At 70.9% G+C, this 14,895-nt stretch carries 14 protein-coding genes; 9 read left to right on the top strand and 5 right to left on the bottom strand.

Features of this window, described 5'->3' with window-relative positions; all coding sequences use genetic code 11:
- From E1265_RS09515 to E1265_RS09495, 5 genes are all read right to left on the bottom strand, one after another.
- A partial coding sequence (locus E1265_RS09515; RefSeq protein ID WP_207931023.1) for a hypothetical protein occupies positions 1 to 258 on the bottom strand: 258 nt, incomplete at its 3' end.
- Positions 259 to 330: 72 nt separating this feature from the next.
- Entirely contained in the window at positions 331 to 1,692 is a 1,362-nt protein-coding gene (locus tag E1265_RS09510; RefSeq protein WP_132929809.1) for a cation:proton antiporter, read from the bottom strand.
- Between the two features lie 10 nt (positions 1,693 to 1,702).
- Positions 1,703 to 2,890: an acyl-CoA dehydrogenase family protein gene (locus E1265_RS09505; protein WP_132929808.1), complete on the bottom strand. Its 1,188-nt coding sequence runs from the start codon at positions 2,888 to 2,890 to the stop codon at positions 1,703 to 1,705.
- Positions 2,887 to 3,171 (bottom strand): acyl carrier protein, encoded by a 285-nt coding sequence (locus tag E1265_RS09500; RefSeq protein WP_132929807.1) that lies wholly within the window; start codon positions 3,169 to 3,171, stop codon positions 2,887 to 2,889. The genes E1265_RS09505 and E1265_RS09500 overlap by 4 nt, the downstream gene beginning before the upstream one ends.
- Positions 3,171 to 4,187, bottom strand: a complete 1,017-nt coding sequence (locus E1265_RS09495) for a beta-ketoacyl-ACP synthase III (protein WP_132929806.1) — start codon at positions 4,185 to 4,187, stop codon at positions 3,171 to 3,173. The genes E1265_RS09500 and E1265_RS09495 overlap by 1 nt, the downstream gene beginning before the upstream one ends.
- 264 nt (positions 4,188 to 4,451) lie before the next feature.
- Between E1265_RS09495 and E1265_RS09490 the strand changes: the two genes are divergently transcribed.
- The 9 genes from E1265_RS09490 (at position 4,452) to E1265_RS09450 (ending at position 14,863) form a co-directional block, all read left to right on the top strand.
- On the top strand, positions 4,452 to 4,727 hold the full coding sequence (locus E1265_RS09490) for an acyl carrier protein (protein ID WP_207931022.1): 276 nt from the start codon (positions 4,452 to 4,454) through the stop codon (positions 4,725 to 4,727).
- Entirely contained in the window at positions 4,720 to 5,940 is a 1,221-nt protein-coding gene (locus E1265_RS09485; protein ID WP_132929805.1) for a beta-ketoacyl-[acyl-carrier-protein] synthase family protein, read from the top strand. Before E1265_RS09490 ends, E1265_RS09485 begins: the two co-directional genes overlap by 8 nt.
- Complete coding sequence (locus E1265_RS09480) at positions 5,937 to 7,043, top strand: beta-ketoacyl synthase N-terminal-like domain-containing protein (RefSeq protein ID WP_132929804.1); 1,107 nt, start codon at positions 5,937 to 5,939, stop codon at positions 7,041 to 7,043. Before E1265_RS09485 ends, E1265_RS09480 begins: the two co-directional genes overlap by 4 nt.
- 58 nt (positions 7,044 to 7,101) lie before the next feature.
- Positions 7,102 to 8,445 (top strand): NAD(P)/FAD-dependent oxidoreductase, encoded by a 1,344-nt coding sequence (locus E1265_RS09475; protein WP_132929803.1) that lies wholly within the window; start codon positions 7,102 to 7,104, stop codon positions 8,443 to 8,445.
- 45 nt (positions 8,446 to 8,490) lie between these two features.
- On the top strand, positions 8,491 to 10,044 hold the full coding sequence (locus E1265_RS09470; protein ID WP_132929814.1) for an acyl-CoA carboxylase subunit beta: 1,554 nt from the start codon (positions 8,491 to 8,493) through the stop codon (positions 10,042 to 10,044).
- 212 nt (positions 10,045 to 10,256) lie between these two features.
- Positions 10,257 to 10,946, top strand: a complete 690-nt coding sequence (locus E1265_RS09465) for a 4'-phosphopantetheinyl transferase superfamily protein (protein ID WP_243740640.1) — start codon at positions 10,257 to 10,259, stop codon at positions 10,944 to 10,946.
- 91 nt (positions 10,947 to 11,037) lie between these two features.
- The gene (locus tag E1265_RS09460; RefSeq protein ID WP_132929802.1) at positions 11,038 to 11,685 is read left to right on the top strand and encodes a MerR family transcriptional regulator; all 648 of its coding nucleotides are present in this window, start codon (positions 11,038 to 11,040) and stop codon (positions 11,683 to 11,685) included.
- Between the two features lie 436 nt (positions 11,686 to 12,121).
- Positions 12,122 to 13,594 carry an MFS transporter gene (locus tag E1265_RS09455; RefSeq protein WP_132929801.1) on the top strand — a complete coding sequence of 491 codons (1,473 nt, stop codon included), beginning with the start codon at positions 12,122 to 12,124 and terminating at the stop codon, positions 13,592 to 13,594.
- Positions 13,595 to 13,801: 207 nt separating this feature from the next.
- Positions 13,802 to 14,863 carry an SMP-30/gluconolactonase/LRE family protein gene (locus tag E1265_RS09450; protein WP_132929800.1) on the top strand — a complete coding sequence of 354 codons (1,062 nt, stop codon included), beginning with the start codon at positions 13,802 to 13,804 and terminating at the stop codon, positions 14,861 to 14,863.
- Positions 14,864 to 14,895 lie beyond the last annotated feature (32 nt).

Genomic DNA, 14,895 nt, shown 5'->3' with positions numbered 1-14,895 from the left:
GACGGGCGGGGCGGGGGCGGCCGGCGCCACGTGCGCCGGGCAGCCGGCGAGCGCCGCGGCGGCCGCCGAGGCCGAGGGCGCGGCGCCCCAGACGGCGCAGGCGCACACGGCCCCGGCGACGGCGGCGGGCGCGGCCCGGCCGGCGGCGGCCGCCGCGGGGACGAGCGAGGCGGTGGCGCCGCCGACGCCCAGGGCGGTCGCGCCCAGGAGCAGGGCGCGTCTCCCCATCGAGGACGGGACCGACGACATCTCAGGCATGGGAACTCCCGTGGAATGGAGGGCACCTGACGGTACCCCAACTAACGATAGTTTCACTATCGGCAGTGGCGCTCACAGTTTGGAGCCCTGGCCACCGCCCACGTCGACGGGTGCCGCGACCGGCTCGGCCCGGTCGCCGATCGGCCGGGTGCGGGCCAGGTCCTCTGGCGAGTCCTCGACGGTGTGCCGCATCGCGAGCCGCAGCAGCGGCGGCGCCATCAGCGAGGTGACGACGGCCACCAGCACGATGATCGTGTACGCCTCGGTGGACAGGATCCCGAGCCGCATCCCGACCATGGCGATGATCACCTCGACCACCCCGCGGGCGTTCATCCCGGCGCCGAGCGCCAGCGACTCCCACCGGGTGAGGCCGCTCATCAGCCCGCCGATCGCCGCGCCGAGGAACTTGCCCACGATGGCCAGCACGACGATGGCCAGCGCGATCGCCAGGGTCTCCGGGTCGGCCAGCGCGGTCAGGTCCATCCGCAGCCCGGCGGTGGCGAAGAAGATCGGGGCGAAGACGTAGAGCGTGATCGACTCCACGGGCGCCGTCCAGCCGGGCCGACCGCCCGGCGCCGCGCCGATCAACCAGCCCACCAGGAAGGCGCCGAGGATGGCCTCGAGCCCCAGCGCGTGGGTGCCGGCCGCCGCGAAGATCACCAGGACCACGGTGGTGACCACGGGTGCCGAGTCGCCGCCCGAGCGATGCGCCCAGCCCATCAGTGGGTTGATCACCAGCCGCCCGACGAGCGGCGAGCCCGCGAACACGGCGACCGGCGTGATGATCGCCACCGCGACGTTGCCGCCGCTCAGCCCGGTGGTCGCCATCGCCGTGACCATGGGCAGCATCAGCCAGCCGAAGGCGTCGCTGATGGTCCCGCTGACCAGGATCAGCTGACCGATCTTGCGGTGCATCAGGTTCATGTCGATCAGCGTCTTGGCGATCACCGGGATCGCGCTCACGCACATCGCGACGCCGAGGAAGAGCGCGAACACGATGGCGTCGGAGCCCGGCTCACGCAGCGAGTCGGCCAACAGCAGGCCGGCGCCGATGCCGAGCCCAAGCGGCAGCACCACCCCGGCCGCGCCGACGGTGAGCGCGGTGGTGCCGTGCCGGCGCACCAGTGATCTGTCGAGATGCATGCCGCTGATCGCCACCAGCATCAGCACCCCGAACTGCCCCACCGCGTCCAGCAGGTGCACTTGGTCGACGGAGAGCCAGCCGCCGAGATCGGGAAGGAGGCCGCTCAGCAGCGAGGGGCCGAGGATGATACCGACGGTGAGCTCGCCGGCGATGGCCGGCATGCCGAAACGCATGGCCAGGCGGCCCAGCAGGAAGGCGGCGCCGAGCAGCAGGCCGACCTGGAGCAGGAAGGTCAGCAGCGGATGTCCCGACAGCGGCGGGGGTGGGGCTGCGGCCAACAGGTCGGTCATGGTCGTCCCCTCACCCGCGCCGCGCGGCGTGTCGGACGTACCGGCCGTAGGTCAGCTCGCGCAGCACGTCGTCCCCGCCCTCGACGATGGAGATGTGCCGCATGTCGCGCAGCAGCCGCTGCACCGGGTGCGCCTCCGTGTAGCCGAGGCCGCCGAAGCCCTCGGACGCGGCGCTGACGATCCGCCAACCGGTTTGGCCACAGTGCATCTTGGCCATCACCGCCGACTTCAGCACGCCCTGGCCGTGGAAGACGGCGGCCGCGTCGGGGCGGGCGTAGATCGCGTCGTACTCGTCCGCGGCCCGCCAGCACACCGACTTCAGGCTCTCGAGCTCCATCTCCGTCTGGCCCATCCGGGCGGCGAAGACCGCGTTCTGGGTGAGCGGCCTGCCGCCGAGCCGCTTGCTCGTCGCGTACTCCATGGAGAGGTCGCGGGCCCGGCGGGCGATGCCGATCGAGATCGCGGCCATCAGGATCCGGCTGCCGTTGAGACCGACCTCAAGGACCCGCAGGCCGTTGCCAGTCAGCTCGTTGACGGCCGGCACCACGCAGTCGGTGAAGGTCGCCGGGTAGGTGCCGGTGCCGTGCAGGCCGGACATCGGCCAGCGCGGCCCCGGCACGAAGCCCGAGGTCCCGGCCGGGACCAGGACCACCGAGAAGTCCCGGTGGTCATCCTCGTTCCTCGCCAGCGCCAGGCAGAAGCGGCCGAAGGCCAGGTTGGTGGAGAACGCCTTCTCGCCGTTGACCACAAGACGGTCGCCCTCCCGCCGGAAGGTGGTGGCGGTCTGCGCCAGCTCGCTGCCGGCGGCGAACTCACTGCCGAGCGCCGCGCAGAACGTGCCGGTCCTCGCCATCTCGCCGAGGTACCGCTGCGCCACCTCGGCGGTGCCGTAGAACTCCAGCATCCGGGAGCCCAGGATCGGCAGCATCGCGGTGAACGCGAAGCCCGGGTCGTGGTAGGCGAGTTGGGCCATCAGGTCGACGGAGGCGCGCAGTGGGACGCCGGCCCCGCCGAGGCGGGCAGGCAGCCACCAGTTGGCGAGTCCCGCGGCCCGGAACTTCTCCCAGAGCGGATGGTCGTCGTCGTACACCGTGTCGGGGCCTGGCGCCGGCGCGTCCGCGAGCGTCCCGGCGACGAACTCCCGGAACTCGTCGGCGAAGCCGGCCGCCACGGTGTCCTCCGTACGCGGCCCGCTCATGCGCCCGCGTCGCCGGCGGGGCCCGCCACGGCCGGCCGGATCTCGTTGAGCACGTGGACGATGTCGCTGATGGTCTCGACGTCGTTCAGGTGCTCGTCCGATATCTTCACCTGGTACTTTTTCTCCAGGAAGACCAGGAAGTCCATCAGGTTCAGCGAATCCATCCCCAGGTCGTTCTCCAGGGACGAGGCGCCGCTCACATCAATCTCCTCGAGATCGAGGTCGAGCTGGTCGGAGAGTGCGTGGAGATCCGCGACGATCTCTCCCGAGCTGATGGTCATCAGTTATCGTCTCCCGAGTTCCGCGAAATGGAGTCCGGCCACTGGAGAACGGTGGCTCCCCAGCTCGCGCCCGCACCGAAAGCGGTCACCAACATCCTTTCCTTGCCGGCCAGCGCGCCCTTGGCGTGGGCTCGGCTCAGGGCCATCGGAATGGAGGCTGCCGCGGTGTTTCCGATATCCGTGAGATCCACCAGGGACTTCTCGGTGGGCAGTCCGAGTTCCCTCGCGACCTCGTTGAGGATGCGCACGTTCGCCTGGTGCGCCACCAGCAGGTCCACGTCCCCTACCGACATCGACCGGTCGGCGAGCGCCTGCCGGCAGGTCTCTGTCATCCGGGCGACCGCGTGCCGGTAGGTGGCCCGCCCGTCCATCCGCAGGTACGGGTCGTGCGGGTCCTCCCCGGTGGCCCGGGGGAACGCGCTGCCGCCGGACCTCACGTGGGCCAGGGCCCACAGGTTGCCGTCGGAGCCCAGGTGCACCCGCCCGATGGCGCCCAGCTCGTCGGAGTCGCCGGTCCGCAGCACCATCGCCGCGGCGCCGTCCCCGAAGATCGGCGCGGTGCCCCGGTCGCTCGGGTAGATGATCGACGAGTACTTCTCGGCCCCGACCAGCAGCACCGAGCGGGCGTTGCCCGTGCTGATCAGGCCGGACGCCACTCCGAGGCCGGCGAGGAACCCGGTGCAGGCCGAGTTCATGTCGAAAGAGCCGGCGCCGGCGAGCCCCAGTTCGCTGGCCACCACGGGCGCGGTCGCCGGGCACTTCATGTCCGGCGTGGTGGTGGCCACGATCACCAGGTCGACGTCCCTGACCGTGGCCTGGTCAAGGGCGGCGCGTCCGGCCCGGGCGCCGAGCACCGAGGTGGGCTCGTCGTCACCGGCCCTGGCGCGGGCGCTGATCCCGGTCCTGGTCCTGATCCACTCGTCGCTGGTGTCCATCCGCAGCGCCAACTCGTCGTTGGCCTCCCGACGTTCGGGCAGATAGTGGCCGATGGCATCGATAACCGCGGCGCGAGCCATGCTGATCCCCTCGCTCAAAAGGCGGCACATCACTGCGGTAATTGCTACCGGCCAGACATCAAAGGGGCATCAATCGCGCATACAATTCCCGTCAGGCGCCCCGGAATTCGGCTCGCGACGTGATGCAGGTGACTTCCCCGCGCCCCGGGGGCTACTACTTTAGGGGAAGTCGGGCGGAACTTAAGGGGGCATCGGTTGCGGCGCGCCGCGGCCGGTCGCTTAACTCGAATCGTCTCCACCGAACCCGAGACTGAGGAGTGTCCGGTGACCCAGGATGCCGCCCAGGCCGTGTCGCAGCTGCACACCGCCGTCCGCTCGATCGTCGCCGAAGAGCTCGAAATCGAGCCGGAAGAACTCACCGAGAGCGCCAACTTCGAAGAGGAATACGAGGCGGACTCCCTGTCGCTGCTCGCGATCGTGGCCCGTTTCGAGCACGAGTTGGACGTCACCATTCCGTCCGACCGCGTCGGCGAGATGGTCAGTCTTGAAGTCGTCCTCAAGCTCGTGACCGAGCACAGCGGAGCGGGCAGTGATGTCTGAGCCGAACACCCGGCGCGTGGTGATCACGGGTCTCGGCGTGGTCAGCAGCATCGGAATCGGGGTCGAGCCGTTCACCGAGTCCATCAAGGCCGGCCGCAGCGGGATATCCCCGATCAGCAGCTTCGACGCCAGCGGCTACGACAAGCGCAACGCCGGCGAGGTCAAGGACTTCGACCCGGGAGCGATCCTGGAACGCCTCGACCCCGAGAACTGGGGCCGCAGCGGCCAGTTCGCCGCCTCCGCGGCGCGGCTCGCCGTCCGTGACGCGCACATCGACCCCGAGCTGCTCAGCGCCTCCAACACCGGCTCCGCCATGGGCACCGCCAGCGGCGAGCCGCGCGTGATGTACGGCATCGCCGAGCAGTGGTCGCGCAGCGGCGGCGACGAGTTCGGCCCAGGACCGGTGGTCAGCGCGCCCGCCAACCGGCTGGCCGGCGCCGTCAACAGCGAGCTCGGCCTCACCGGCGAGGCCGTCACCTTCGGCACCGCCTGCTCGGCGAGCAACTACACGCTGGGCTACGGCTACGACCTGGTCCGCACCGGCGAGGCCGACTTCTTCCTCGCCGGCGGCGCCGACTCGGTCAGCCGCTACACGCACCTGGGCTTCTCGCTCATCGGCATCATCTCCGAGATCCTGCGGCCCTTCGACAGCAAGCGCTCCGGCATCGTCACCGCGGAGGGCGGCGTCTGCATCCTCCTCGAACCGCTGGAGCACGCCGTCGCGCGCGGGGCCCGGATCTACGCCGAGGTGCTGGGCTACGGCGTCAACTGCGACGCCAAGCACATGACCCAGCCCGACGTCCCCACCATCACCTCCTGCATCCAGGCGGCGCACGCCTCCGCCGGCGTCAAGCCGCAGGAGATCGACTACATCTGCGCCCACGGCACCGGCACCCCGGCCAGCGACGCCGCCGAAGTCGCCGCGGCCCGCGCGGTGTTCGGCGACGACGTGCCGCCGATCAGCTCCATCAAGTCCATGCTCGGCCACACCATGGGCGCGGCCAGCGGCCTGGGCGCCGTGATCTGCTGCAAGGCGCTCGAGGAGGGCTTCCTGCCGCCCACCGCCACGCTGCGGGAGACCGACCCCGAGCTCGGCCCCGGCATCGACTTCGTTCCCGGCGTGGCCAAGCCGGCCAACCTCAACATCGTCGAGAACCACGGCTTCGCCTTCGGCGGCAACAACGCCATCACCATCTTCGGGAGGGTCAAGTGACCACCTCGGTCCCGGACCCGGTCGCCATCACCGGCTGCGGCGTGGTCTCACCGGCGGGCGCCGGGCTCGACGCCCTGCGCGCGCTGCTCGACGGCGAGACCGCGGCCAACGCCACGCCCGCCGCCGAGGACGCGGAGGCGCTGCCGCCGATCGCCGTGCGCACCGTGCCGGAGATCCGGCTCGCCGACTACGTCGGCCGCAAGGGCACCCGCCGGCTCGACCGCATGATCGGCTTCACCCTCGTCGCGACCCGGCTCGCCCTTGAGTCCGCCGGCGCCGCCGACGACGACGCGCTGCGCGCAAGGACCGGCGTGGCCGTCGGCACCACCACCGGGAGCGTGCGCAGCGTCTACGAGCTGGCCCACTCCATCTTCAAGCCCGAGGTCGGCTACGTGCCCTCCCGGTTCCCCAACTCCGTGATGAACTCCTGCGCCGGACAGGTCGCCGTCTGGAACGCCTTCCAGGGCGTCAACTCCACCCTGGCCAACGGGCACGCGTCGAGCGCCTCGGCGCTGCGCTACGCCCGCAACGCCATCCGCTTCGGCCACGCCACCCGGGTGTTCGTGGGCGGCGTCGAGGAGTTGAGTCCGCAGGTGGCCTGGGGCTGGCACAAGTCGGGCACGCTCACCCGGGACGCGCTGCTCGGCGAGGGCTGCGCGATGCTGGTCGCCGAGGACCCCGCGCTGGTCGGCGACCGTGAGGTGCTGGCCGAGCTGCTCGGCGCCGAGGTCGGCTACTTCGATCCGCGCGACCGCCGGATCACCCCGGCCCGTGGCCTCGCCCGGTCCGTCACCCGGCTGCTGGAGCGCGCCGGTGTCCCGGCGGGCGACGTGGACCTCGTCTCGCTCGGCGCCGCGAGCCAGCAGGGGGCCCGCGCCGTCGAGGAGTACGGACTGCGGCTCGCGCTCGGCGAACTGCCGACCGCGATCCGGGTCTCCGACGCGGTCGGCGACACCTACAGCGCCAGCGGCGCCCTGCAGGCGGCCGCCGTGCTCGCCCGCTGGTCGGGCGGCTCCCACCCCGAGGAGCGGCACGCCCTCGTCACCTCGCTCGGCACTGACGGCTCCGTCGGCTGCTTCCTGCTGCGCCGCCCGGGCGCGTAGTCACCACCGTCACACCACCACGTCCACATCGGATCGAGTCAACGAGAACAGGTGGGTCATGAAGACTGATTTCGACGTGATCATCATCGGCGGCGGCCCCGCGGGCTCCTCCGCGGCCTCCTACCTGGCCAAGGAGGGCCTCTCGGTCGCCGTCTTCGAGAGCGAGATGTTCCCGCGGCCGCACGTCGGCGAGTCCCTGGTGCCGGCCACCACCCGGGTGCTGCTCGAGACCGGCGTGATGCCGAAGATCGAGGAGGCCAACTTCCCCAAGAAGTACGGGGCCACCTGGACCACCCCGGGCAAGCACGCGCGGATGAACCAGCCCTCGCTCTCCATGGACTTCGCCGCCGACGGCCACGCCGAGGTCCGGTTCGGGGAACGGGCCCAGGAGGGCGTGGACCGTGACTACACGTACCACGTCGACCGCGGCAAGTTCGACCTGATCCTGCTGAAGCACGCTGAGGAGCTGGGCGCCAAGGTCTTCCAGGGCATCCGGGTCTCCAAGGTCGACTTCGACGACCCCGAGCTGGTCACGGTGACCGCCAGGATCGGTCCCAAGTCGACCGACTTCACGACGAAGATGGTCGTCGACGCCTCCGGCCGGCACACCCTGCTCGGCAAGCAGCAGAAGCTGAAGATCGGCGACCCGCACTTCGACCAGTACGCCATCCACACCTGGTTCGACGGCCTCGACCGGGGCGCGCTGTGCCAGGACCCGAAGGAAGTGGACCACATCCAGATCCACTTCCTGCCGATGAACGACACCTGGGTCTGGCAGATCCCCATCACCGAGACCATCACCAGCATCGGCGTGGTGACCCAGAAGAAGCAGTTCGCCGAGCTCAACGCGGACCGTGAGAAGTTCTTCTGGAAGTTCGTGGCCACCCGCCCCGACCTGGCCGCGGAGCTCAAGAAGTGCGAGCGGGTGCGGCCTTACCGCGCCGAGGGCGACTACAGCTACTCCATGTCGCAGGTCGCCGGCGACCGCTACGTGCTGATCGGCGACGCCGCCCGGTTCGTCGACCCGATCTTCTCCAGCGGCGTCAGCATCGCCATGAACACCGCCCGGCTGGCCACCCGCGACATCATCGAGGCCGCCAAGGCGGACAAGTTCGACCGGTCCCAGTTCGCCGAGTACGAACGCCTCCAGTCGATGGGCACCCGCAACTGGTACGAGTTCATCCAGATCTACTACCGGCTCAACATCCTCTTCGCCGAGTTCGTCCAGGACCCGAAGTTCCGGATCGACGTGCTCCAGCTGCTCCAGGGCGACATGTACGAGGAGAGCCCCAAGGCGCTGGTCGCCATGCGCGAGTCGATCAAGGAGGTTGAGAACGACCCGGGTCACGTCTGGTACCCGTACCTGTCCAACCTCAGGACCAGCGTCCCGACCAACGTTTAGGGGCGGACGTTGACCGGAGATGTCGCCGCACCGTCCGCGCCCGAGGTGCCCGACGTGCGGGATCGAGTCGCCGAACTCCGCCACATCAAGACGGAGAACGGCAAGGGCATCAGCCAGCGGGCCACCGACAACCAGCGGGCCAAGGGCAAGCTCACCGTCGACGAGCGGCTCGAGCTGCTCTTTGACAAGGGCACCTTCACCGAGATCGAGCCGCTCCGCAGGCACCGGGCCACCGGCTTCGGCCTGGAGCGGCAACGCCCCTACACCGACGGGGTGGTGACCGGCTGGGGCCTGGTGCACGGCCGCACGGTCTTCGCCTACGCCCATGACTTCCGCATCTTCGGCGGCTCGCTGGGCGAGTCGCACGCGGAGAAGATCCATAAGGTCATGGACATGGCTGAGACCGCCGGCGCCCCGCTGGTCAGCCTCAGCGACGGAGCCGGGGCCCGTATCCAGGAGGGCGTCATGGCGCTCGCCGGGTACGGCGGCATCTTCCGGCGCAACGTCGCCGCCTCCGGCGTCATCCCGCAGATCAGCGTGATCCTGGGGCCGTGCGCCGGAGGCGCCGCCTACTCGCCGGCGCTCACGGACTTCGTGTTCATGGTCCGCGGGATGTCGCAGATGTACATCACCGGGCCCGACGTGGTGAAGGCGGTGACCGGTGAGTCCGTGTCGCACGAGGAACTCGGCGGCGCCGCCACGCACGCCCGGATGTCGGGGGTGGCGTCCTTCGTCCACGACACCGAGACCGAGTGCCTCGAGGAGGTGCGCTACCTGCTGTCCCTGCTGCCGGCCAACAACCGGGAGCGGCCACCGGTGGTGCCCTCGGACGACCCGCCGGAGCGGCGGAGCGAGGCGTTGCTCGAACTGGTGCCGGCCGACCCGCGCCGCTCCTACGACATGCACGCCGTCATCGAGGAGATCGCGGACCACGGCGAGTTCTTCGAGGTGCACGCCCAGTGGGCGGGCAACATCCTGTGTGGCTTCGTCAGGCTCGCGGGCCAGACGGTCGGTCTGGTGGCCAACCAGCCCAACTCGTTCGCCGGGGTGCTCGACAGCCGGGCGAGCGAGAAGGCCGCCAACTTCATCGAGTTCTGCGACGCGTTCAACATCCCGCTGGTCACGCTGGTCGACGTGCCCGGCTTCCTGCCGGGCAAGGACCAGGAGCAGAACGGGATCATCAGGCACGGTGCCAAGCTGCTGTACGCCTACTGCAACGCCACCGTGCCACGGATCTCGGTGATCCTGCGCAAGGCGTACGGCGGCGCCTACATCGTGATGGACTCCCGCTCCATCGGCACCGACCTTGCCTTCGCCTGGCCGATCAACGAGGTGGCGGTGATGGGTGCCGAGGGCGCGGCCAACGTGATCTTCCGCCGGGAGATCGCGGCGGCCGACGACCCGGACGCCACCAGGGCCCGGGTGGTCAGGGAGTACAAGGCGGAGCTGATGCACCCGTACTACGCGGCCGAGCGCGGCCTGGTGGACGACGTCATCGACCCCGCCGAGACCCGCTCGGTGCTGATCAGGTCGCTCGCCATGCTGCGTGCGAAGAAGGCCCACCTGCCCGAGCGCAAGCACGGCACGACGCCCGTCTAGGGCCAATACCGGTGACTTTATGGCTCTCGAGAGCGCCGTAGGGCGACGTTCCCGCACGTCAGACGCGCGAATCGACCCTTAAGTCACTGGCATTGCGTCAGGGCCTGTCTTTTGGGTCTTCGCGAGCCCGGAAGATCCGGAAGACAGGCCCTTGGGCACCGGTCAGCGGCGGGCCGCAGGGGGACGGAGTGAGAAGGAGGGAGGGGCGCGGGATGCTGCTCGAGTCGATCGTGCCGTCCTGGGTCGTGGTCGCCGAGGCGTTCGGCGACCCGCCGGAGGCGGCGCTCCTCCCCGAGGAGGAGGCCGTCGTCGCGCGGGCGGCCGAGCGGCGGCGCCTGGCGTTCACCACCGCCAGGCACTGCGCGCGGCTGGCCCTCGGCCGGCTCGGGGTGCCGCCGGCGGCGATCCTGCCCGGGGCGCGCGGCGCCCCGGGTTGGCCCCCGGGCGTCACCGGGTCTATCACCCACACCACCGGCTACCGGGCGGCGGCGCTCTCGCGCGAGGCGCTCGCCGTCGGGGTGGACGCGGAGCCGCACGGGCCGCTGAAGCCCGGCGTGCTGGCGCGGATCGCCACGGCCGCGGAGGCGGCCGCGCTGCGCCGGCTGCCGCCCGGCACGCACTGGGACCGGATGCTGTTCAGCGCCAAGGAGAGCGTCTACAAGGTGTGGTTCCCGCTCACCGGGCGCCAACTCGGCTTCCACCAGGCCGAGATCTTCTTCGAGCCGGACACAAGGTCGTTTTCGGTCGGGTTCCTGGTGCCGGCGCCCGAGCTGGGTGACGCGGCGCCGGGCGGATTCCGGGGGCGTCTGGCGGTCGGTCACGGATTGCTGGTGACCGCCGTCGCCGTTCCCGCCGAGCCCACGCGGCGGCCGGTGCTCGCGGGCGCGAATCGGGCCCGATAAAGGCGAATTCACATGCCCTGGTCGGCGCTTCGCGCGACGGGAACGAGAGCGCTCTCTACGGAGGATTCGCCGGGTGGCTTATGCTGAGGGAATGCGTATTGGAGAGCTGGCGCAGCGAACCGGAGTTTCGGTTCCGACGATCAAGTACTACGCCAGGGAAGGGATGCTTCCCGCGGGCGAGCGCACCAGCCCGAACCAGGTGCGGTACGACGAGTCCCATGTGCGCCGGCTCAAGCTGATCCGCGCCATGCTGGAGGTGGGCGGCCTGTCCATCGCGGCGGCCCGCGAGGTGCTGGCCGAGGTGGACGCGCCGGGTGGCACCGTGCACGACATGCTGGGCGTGGCCCAGTTGGCGGTCAGCCGGGCCGCGGCCGAGCGCGGCACGGCGGAGGAGCGGAGGCTCGCCGAGCGTGAGGTCTCCGAGCTGGCTCGCCGGCACGGGTGGAACCCGGCGAAGGCCGAGAAGAACCCGGGCTGGGCGATGCTCGTTCAGATCGTCACCACCTACCGGGACCTGGGGCAGGGCGAGATGCTCGTGCTGCTCGACCGCTACGCGGAGGCGGCCAGTGAGCTGGCGGCGGCCGAGCTCTCCGTGGTGGGGGAGATGGCCGGCACGGACGGCAAGATCGAGGGTGTGGTGCTCGGCACCGTGCTGGGGGACGCGGCGATGGCCGCGCTGCGCAGGATCGCGCAGGAGGACACCTCCCAGCGGGTGACCGCGCGGGCCGAGCCCGCCTGAGCCGCGGGGCGCTCCCGCCGTCCCGGCCCCTGACCCTCCGTCACGTCCGACGGGCCCGTCAGGGGCTCTCGTGTGCCGGGAGACTCTTGGTGCGTTCTTGGGTGGGAGTCCCGCCCAAGTAGGTGATAGTGGCGGTATCGATAGTGTAGAGTGTAGCTCGTTGAGGGTGACGGACGCCACGGCACCGGTCCGTGTGCGGGTCATCCGGACGCCGGCATGCACGCCCGTGCGCGCCTCGACGGAGTCGCGCGGGGAGCTCAACCAAGCGTCGGGAAACGCACGCCGCTTGGCCGTCCTGACATTCTTCCTGTGCGCGGTTTCCGCGATTTTCGCCGGGCGAAGGAGACGCCGTCGTTTCTCTTCCTCAGGGCCTCCGCAGGAAAGTCACCTAGCTCAGAAAAGTCCCCCAGCTCAGAGAAAGAAACGGGAGACAGGAATGACAAGCAAGAGCCCTGGGGTGCTGTGGGCACTCCTTGCGGCCTCGCTCCCCATGTTCATGGGGTCCCTGGACAACCTGGTCGTCACCACCGCCCTGTCCACCATCGCCGGGGACTTCGACACCACCCAGGCCGAGCTCCAGTGGGTGGTCAACGGCTACACGCTGCCGTTCTCCGGCGCCCTGCTGGCCGGAGCCGTGCTCGGCGACCGCATCGGACGGCGTCGCGTCTTCCTGTGGGGCATCGGCTCCTTCACGGTCGCCTCCGCCTTCTGCGCGATGGCCGATTCCGTGGGGTGGCTGGTCGCCGCCCGGGTGCTCCAGGGCGCCGGCGCCGGTCTCATCCTGCCGGTCTCGCTGACGCTTGCGGTGGCCGCGGTCAGCCGGGAGCAGCGCAACATGGCGGTCGGCGTCTGGGGTGCCGTCAACGGCATCGGCATCGCCGTCGGCCCCCTGGCCGGCGGCCTGGTGACCGAGGGCCTCGACTGGAGCTGGATCTTCTGGATCAACGTGCCGGTCGGCCTGATCGCCTTCCCGCTCGCTATGTGGGCCATCAGGGAGAGCCGGGGCGACGATCGCAGCCTCAACGTCACCAGCCTGATCCTGATCGTCGGCGCCGTCGTCGTCGCCGTCTGGGGCATCGTGCAGGCGGCCGACCACGGCTGGGGCGAGACCAACGCGGTCGTCGCGCTGGTCGCCGCCGCGGTGCTGCTGACCGCCTACATCGTCTACGAACGGCGCGCCAGGGAGCCGCTGATCCCGCTGCGCATGTACCGGATCCCGGCCTTCATGCTCAGCAACGCCGTCGCCTTCACCATGTACTTCGGCGTCTTCGGCTCCATCTTCTTCCTCGCCCAGTTCCTCCAGGGACCCATGGGCTACGGCCCGCTCGAGGCCGGCCTGCGGACCCTCCCCTGGACAGCGGCGCCCATGGTGGCGGTGCCCATCGTGAGCGCGCTGGTGGACCGGTTCGGCGGCGGGATCCTGCAGGCGATCGGCTCGGGCCTCCAGGCCGTGGCGCTCGCCTGGATCGCGCTCGTCGCCGAACCGGACCTGGCCTACGGCGCGATGATCGCCCCGATGATCCTGGCCGGCGTCGGCATGGGCATGGTCTTCGCGGCCAACCCGGCCACCGTCATCGGCTCGGTGCGCGACACCGAGCACAACAAGGCGTCCGGCGTGAACAACACCGTCCGCGAGTTCGGCGGCGCCCTCGGCATCGCCGTGCTCACCACCGTCTTCACCCACGGCTTCGACAGCCACCCCATCGCGGGCCCCGAGGAGGCCGGTGAGGCCTTCGTCGCCGGCCTCGAGCCCGCCCTGTGGTTCGGCGTCGCCGTGGTCGCGGTGGGCGCCGTCCTCGGCCTCTTCATCCGCCACGGCGGGGCCGCCGAGGCCAGGCCGCCGGCGGAGGGCTCGGCGGCCGAGCGGGGCCTGCCGGAGCAGGGCCTCACCGTCACCGAGTCGCGCTGAGCCGCGGCCGGTCCCCAGGTACCACTATTCCGCCCCCGCGCGTCCGGGGGGTCGCCGCCAGCGGCGCCCCCCGGGCGTGGGCCCCACCGGGCGCTCCCCAGTCGACGCGTGTCACCCCGAGGACCCGACGCAGGTTCCCCGAGCCTGCCAGCCCGTCGGGCGGCGGTGCGCGAGCCACCACGACTTCGCCAAGAGGAGCTCCACGCCATGACCACTCCCGGAAACCGCCGCACCCACCGCGCCGTGCTCGCCATCGGCGCCGCCGGGCTGCTGCTGACCGCCGTCCAGGTGCCGGCCACCGCCGCCGGCCACCAGGGCGCTGACCGGCACGGCCACGGGCACCACTGCCCGGCCGACGAGCTGCCCGAGTCCATCACCTCCGTCTCGCCCGAGCTGTACCCCGAGGGCGTGGCCTGGGACCCGACCCGGGACGCCTTCCTGGTCACCTCGTCCCGGCAGGGCAACGTCTCCGTCGTCACCGCCGACGGCCAGGTGACCGAGCTCACCCCCAGCATCGGCCTGGTCTCCACCCTCGGCATCAAGGTCGACACCCGCAGGAACCGGATCATCGTCAGCTACACCGACTACTGGGTCAGGCGGATGCTGCCCGTCGAGCAGCCGCCCACCTCGGGCGTCGCCATCATCGACCTCACCACCGGCCAGCTGCTGCGGAGGGTCGACACCGGGCAGGGCCGCGAGAACACCTTCGCCAACGACCTCGCCTACGACACCCGCACCGGCACCATCTACGTCAGCGACTCGGTCTCCGCCACCATCCAGCAGATCGACACCAGAGGCCGGGTCAGCGACCTGGTGACCGACGAGCGCTTCGCCGCCGAGTTCATCGGCCTCAACGGCATCGCCTGGCACCCGGACGGCTATCTGCTCACCACCCGCTACGACACCGGCGAGATGTTCCGGGTGACCCTGCGCGGCCGGCCCCGGGTGACCCGGGTCGAGGTCCCGCAGTCCCTGGTCGGCGTCGACGGCATCACGCTGCGCTCCGACGGCACGCTGCTCGCCGTCCAGAACGAGCTCGGCGCGGGACTCGGCATGCCGCGCGGCGACACCGCCGTCACCGTCCTCGCCTCGCGCGACGGTTGGCGCACCGCCCACGTCACCGACCGCACCGACCCCTGGGCCTTCCCTTCGCCGACCACCATCGCCGAGACCCCCAGCGGTTCCTACGCCGTCAGCGGCCAGGTCGACGTGCTGATGGGCGGCGTCGGCACCGCCGACACCTTCTGGCTCCGGCGCGCCGGGTTCTGACCCCGCGCCCGCCCGGGGCCGCGAACCGGCCG

It is taken from the genome of Streptomyces sp. 8K308 (genome assembly GCF_004348315.1).
GTDB lineage: Bacteria > Actinomycetota > Actinomycetes > Streptomycetales > Streptomycetaceae > Streptomyces.
The sequence above is the reverse complement of the archived record's forward strand: the minus strand, read 5'-3'. Positions and strand labels throughout refer to the sequence as shown.

Coding starts and splice junctions, on each gene's coding strand:
- E1265_RS09475 (WP_132929803.1), top strand. CDS start 7,102: ATGAAGACTGATTTCGACGTGATCATCATCGGCGGCGGCCCCGCGGGC.
- E1265_RS09495 (WP_132929806.1), bottom strand. CDS start 4,187: ATGGCTCGCGCCGCGGTTATCGATGCCATCGGCCACTATCTGCCCGAA.
- E1265_RS09450 (WP_132929800.1), top strand. CDS start 13,802: ATGACCACTCCCGGAAACCGCCGCACCCACCGCGCCGTGCTCGCCATC.
- E1265_RS09510 (WP_132929809.1), bottom strand. CDS start 1,692: ATGACCGACCTGTTGGCCGCAGCCCCACCCCCGCCGCTGTCGGGACAT.
- E1265_RS09485 (WP_132929805.1), top strand. CDS start 4,720: ATGTCTGAGCCGAACACCCGGCGCGTGGTGATCACGGGTCTCGGCGTG.
- E1265_RS09465 (WP_243740640.1), top strand. CDS start 10,257: ATGCTGCTCGAGTCGATCGTGCCGTCCTGGGTCGTGGTCGCCGAGGCG.
- E1265_RS09500 (WP_132929807.1), bottom strand. CDS start 3,171: ATGACCATCAGCTCGGGAGAGATCGTCGCGGATCTCCACGCACTCTCC.
- E1265_RS09460 (WP_132929802.1), top strand. CDS start 11,038: ATGCGTATTGGAGAGCTGGCGCAGCGAACCGGAGTTTCGGTTCCGACG.
- E1265_RS09455 (WP_132929801.1), top strand. CDS start 12,122: ATGACAAGCAAGAGCCCTGGGGTGCTGTGGGCACTCCTTGCGGCCTCG.
- E1265_RS09505 (WP_132929808.1), bottom strand. CDS start 2,890: ATGAGCGGGCCGCGTACGGAGGACACCGTGGCGGCCGGCTTCGCCGAC.